The sequence below is a fragment of the Dietzia sp. IN118 genome (genome assembly GCF_032905965.1).
Taxonomy (GTDB): domain Bacteria; phylum Actinomycetota; class Actinomycetes; order Mycobacteriales; family Mycobacteriaceae; genus Dietzia; species Dietzia kunjamensis.
In genome coordinates this window covers 1-3845 of the sequence record NZ_JAUMSR010000010.1, presented here as the reverse complement: position 1 = coordinate 3845, position 3845 = coordinate 1, and the positions used below count along the sequence as shown (strand labels likewise).

Annotated in this window: 4 protein-coding genes and 1 pseudogene; 2 read left to right on the top strand and 3 right to left on the bottom strand. The window is 61.7% G+C overall.

The genetic code is table 11. The features are described 5' to 3' along the window. Positions 1–393, bottom strand: a pseudogene (locus Q2K20_RS17920) (hypothetical protein); the annotation flags it as partial. A gap of 180 nt (positions 394–573) precedes the next feature. On the opposite strand from Q2K20_RS17920, the gene Q2K20_RS17915 reads away from it, so the two are divergent. After that, positions 574–1083 (top strand): hypothetical protein, encoded by a 510-nt coding sequence (locus Q2K20_RS17915; RefSeq protein WP_132063846.1) that lies wholly within the window; start codon positions 574–576, stop codon positions 1081–1083. Between the two features lie 532 nt (positions 1084–1615). Next, a complete protein-coding gene (locus Q2K20_RS17910; RefSeq protein WP_156776365.1) occupies positions 1616–2008 on the top strand; it encodes a hypothetical protein in 393 nt (130 codons plus the stop codon). A gap of 101 nt (positions 2009–2109) precedes the next feature. Here Q2K20_RS17910 and Q2K20_RS17905 read toward each other — a convergent pair whose 3' ends face one another. Further along, positions 2110–3435, bottom strand: a complete 1326-nt coding sequence (locus Q2K20_RS17905; RefSeq protein WP_317177056.1) for an SMODS domain-containing nucleotidyltransferase — start codon at positions 3433–3435, stop codon at positions 2110–2112. Then, on the bottom strand, positions 3432–3845 hold a 414-nt coding region (locus Q2K20_RS17900), incomplete at its 5' end, for an SAVED domain-containing protein (RefSeq protein WP_317177055.1). The genes Q2K20_RS17900 and Q2K20_RS17905, both read right to left, overlap by 4 nt.

Genomic DNA, 3845 nt, shown 5'->3' with positions numbered 1-3845 from the left:
GGCTCGGGTCGGCAGTGCGGCGATGGCATCGGCCGCGACGGCGAACACCACGGCCAGTGGGGCGTCGTCGAGGCCAAGCCATATCGCCAACGCGGCAATGGCGATCCCGGCGCACGCTAGATCGATCACTCCAAGCCGAGCGTAGTGGCGGCGGGTGATTGAGCTGGTGACGATCACGATCAAAGGTCCAGTGCCTGCCGCGAGCGTCATCACTGCGGGCAACCCGACTTCGGAGTCCACCTGGGCGAAGAACGCGATCAGCGGGGCCGAGGCCCACAATGACCAAGTGACGAGGTTGGGGCGGACACTGCCTCGGGTGACCGCAGTGGCATAGCGGATACTGCCGATCAAACCCAGTACTGCCCCCGCAAATACCCAGTGTGGATCAAGCATGCACGCTCCCGATGGGGATCATAACTCCCCCGTACCGCGCATTCTCAACGGATCACCACGGTGTGCAGTAATCGGAAAGCTATGTAGTGCACCATCCCGTTTCCCCGTGGGTAAGGTGCCGGGAAGTACACGCTGCGGTAGAACGCCCCGCCGAGACAGGAAGATGCCCAGAATCGCTTTATGAAGAAACTCGCCATCGTCATGACGCTTCTCGCAGGATCGGTCGCCTGTTCATCCGGTGGCACTGCCGAGTTGCAGCCGGCATCTACGCCGCCGACCACGAACGAGGCGACGAACGCGCCTGCGGGCGCGTTGGAACTGGCGATCACTCAGACCTGCGCTCCCGGCTCAGATCCTCAGTGCATCAGCGTGAATGGTGAGCATGTGCTCGTCGTTCCCGCAGCGTTCGAGCGTGCGGGCGTCGACTCCGCCAGTAACGCGCAGCCGTCGGGCGAGTCCGACACCATCACCGTGGATCTCGATCGTGCCGGAGCCACCGTGGCTAGCAGAATGACGGCCGAGGCTTCGCAGGCTGGAGACCAGACGCGGCTCGTGATGAAGGTCGGTGACGAGATCATCTCCGCCGTGCGGGTGCAAGACGAACTTCGAAACGACCACATGCTTGTCGCCCTCCCGCCGGGCGCCCCCACTGAAGAGATCCTCCAGAGCTTGAACGGCCCCGGCGAATAGCGACACGAGGAAATCGGACCATCGAGAGCGCTGCGGAAAGGTGACGCGCACATGGAGCCGATGAGGCCGGTCGACGTCGGTCGGCAAGACCCTCCCCGGCCGTGGTGGCAGCGGTGGGGTTGGCCGATCTACGCCAGCCTCACGATCCTGTTGGTGGCGACTCTGCACCTCACCGTCGACATACCGCTGTGGGCAGGAGCATCCATTAGTGTCGGGCTGGGCGTCGCCTGGATGGCTATAGAGAGCGTTCTCGCCCGCAGATCGAAACGTTGACCGGTGGCCCGACCAATCATCGGTTCAACCGAAAGGCCAGGCGTTTCGCGCCCGGACAACCGGCCCCGTTGCGGCAACCATGGCGGCGTCCTTCAAGGCTGCAATCGTGCCCTCTGCCGGTGGCGACTGGCGGGCCGGAGTATCCCAGTTGTCGAGGGACCCGTATCGGCTCCCCAGTGGCACTGGCACGATACGTTGACGGCTGCAACATGTCTCGCTATCGAATAGGTGTCCTTTGACCGCAGGCAAACCCCACGCAATGAAGTCCGGACGACCGGCTACCCGCACGTGTGCACTGGTCGGGATCGCTGTTGGTCTAGCGGTGTACGTCGCCGCGTTCTTACTGCACTCGCCGAGCAACACCTGCAGAGGCGAGTTGCTGCCGCTTGAGTACAGCGCGACGCAGATGACGCAGTTGAGCTTCAGCACCGAGTGGGCCGGTCTCGTGGCGAGCAGGTGCGAAGCCACCCTCGTCGACGGCCCCCAGGCCGGTCTGGCCCTGTCCGAACGCGTCATCGAGTGGGGCCCGTCAGCGATCGCAGCGGCCGGACTCGTCCTCGCAGTCCTCGGGCTGTGGCTCCTGGCCACGCCACATGGCAACAAGTCCGCCTCTGAAACAGAAACGAGCTGGCCATTCCGCCCGCAGACATGACTACACGCCCAATAACGTAGATCCGGCGCGGAACGCCGAGGCCGCAGCAGAGGCGTTGCACCACTGCTCCGGGAACCAGGTCTTATGTCGGGTCCCACCGGCTACCCACTCAGGCCTCGCCTGATAATCACTTGCTGGCGGTCTCGAGCGACGCAGGCTCCATCTTTGACGATGTAGACCTCCACGTAGTGACTACCGACGTATGCGGTGTGCTCATACGTGCTCGATTCTCCGCGTCTCACCTGACCGCGCAGTTCATTGAGCTGCTCGGCTTCCGCGCCGAAGTTCTTTACCTTCCAGTACACCTGGTAGGGCTCCTCCACCGTGCACGCCTCGAGGCGGAAGTCGATGTAGCGGCCCTGGCCGACTTGATCTCCACGTTTGGGTAGGTCGTACGCCCTCAGGACGCCCGCCCGCCGTACCCGGCCGACGAGGCGGACCGCCTTCGAGATCCGAATCGGGATGCACAGTGTGGTGTCGATGAACTGCTCGCCCGTGTTACGAACCGCGCTTGCCGTAACAGGATCGTCGGGCGGTGGCGCCTGGAAACCGCTGCCGAAAATCGCCTGCCATGCTGCGAGACTCGTGACCTTGTCGGGCTCGTCGTAAGCTTCGCGGATCTTGCCGGCGTAGTAATGAATCTGCCGACGGAAGTTCGCATATCCGTCCTGATCCCACCGCGTGCTGAAATCTTGGCCAGTTCCTGCTGGGTCCCAGATGGCAGGTATGAAGTAATTCGCCTGTAGGTACTGGTCGAGGTCCTCGACGATATTGACAAGTGCGGTCGGTATGTTTTTGTAATGGTCCGCGTCGATGCTTGTGCGCGAGGCATCGATGCGCTCGCCGACAAGGATCGTCAGGATTACAGACTTCACCGAGAAGGTCATCTTGCTGTCACGAAGGTATTTGAGCAGGCGAAGGATGGCCGGCAGGCGACCGCCAGTGATCCGAGTCTTGCCTTCCAGCCATGCGGTGAAACTCTCCGGATCGGTGTGCACCCAGTCATCAGTCTTGTTGTCGGTGATGACCATTCGCGACTCAACGTAGGGGACGACGTCTACGTGAAAGGGATCGGCGTAGTCGATGTATAAACATCGAGTCCGCCGATGAGACATGCCCTTGTAGCGTCCGCTTCCCTCGAACGCTCTGTAAAGCTCTTGTGTGTACTGGGCGGGGGCCCAGTCTGGGTGTTCCTTCAGGGATAGCAGAACGTCTGCATCATATTCTCGTGAACCGACTGGCTTGATGATCGTCCGCTGCGCGAACGACCCCTGTGGGATGACTTCGAGGAAGTACTCGCCGAGGACCTCATGATCGCGCAGGAATGACGAGATCGCATCGACACGCTTGTTGAGCGTCTCAATGCGCGAATCGTCAAGATTGACGGTGTTCTCGAGAAAGTGCTTGAAATATGCGTGAAGTTTCACGGCGTGACCGCCAGGGCAAAGCTGTAGCCGCCGTCCGCCGCGCGATCATAGACTCGGAGAGTCGGGTGGACATTCCGCATCGGAGCCCGTCCGATGGTTACCGCCGCGGTGATCGGGACTGCCGGGATAGCGTCAATCGCCTCTGTACCCGGGTGGTCTACCTCGATATGCGACAGCAGGTTCCGCCAGGTGGAGGCAAAATTGTCGAGTGACTCTTGGGAGCTAATGACTTCAGGGTTGGGCGTAACGCCGATTGGTCGAACCTCATACACGGTTGTCGATGCGCCGACAGATGCAGGGAGGCGATCGGTGTCGATGCTTCCAGACACGGAGAACATCACGGCGACCTTCTGCGGATCCGTCCCCACCCGATGGATCGCGTACTCGAAGTGGACTGCGTCCGCAGAGCT

What these genes read in the sequence shown, in the direction of transcription:
- Q2K20_RS17915 (WP_132063846.1), top strand. Translation starts at nt 574, where the DNA reads ATGAAGAAACTCGCCATCGTCATGACGCTTCTCGCAGGATCGGTCGCC.
- Q2K20_RS17910 (WP_156776365.1), top strand. Translation starts at nt 1,616, where the DNA reads ATGAAGTCCGGACGACCGGCTACCCGCACGTGTGCACTGGTCGGGATC.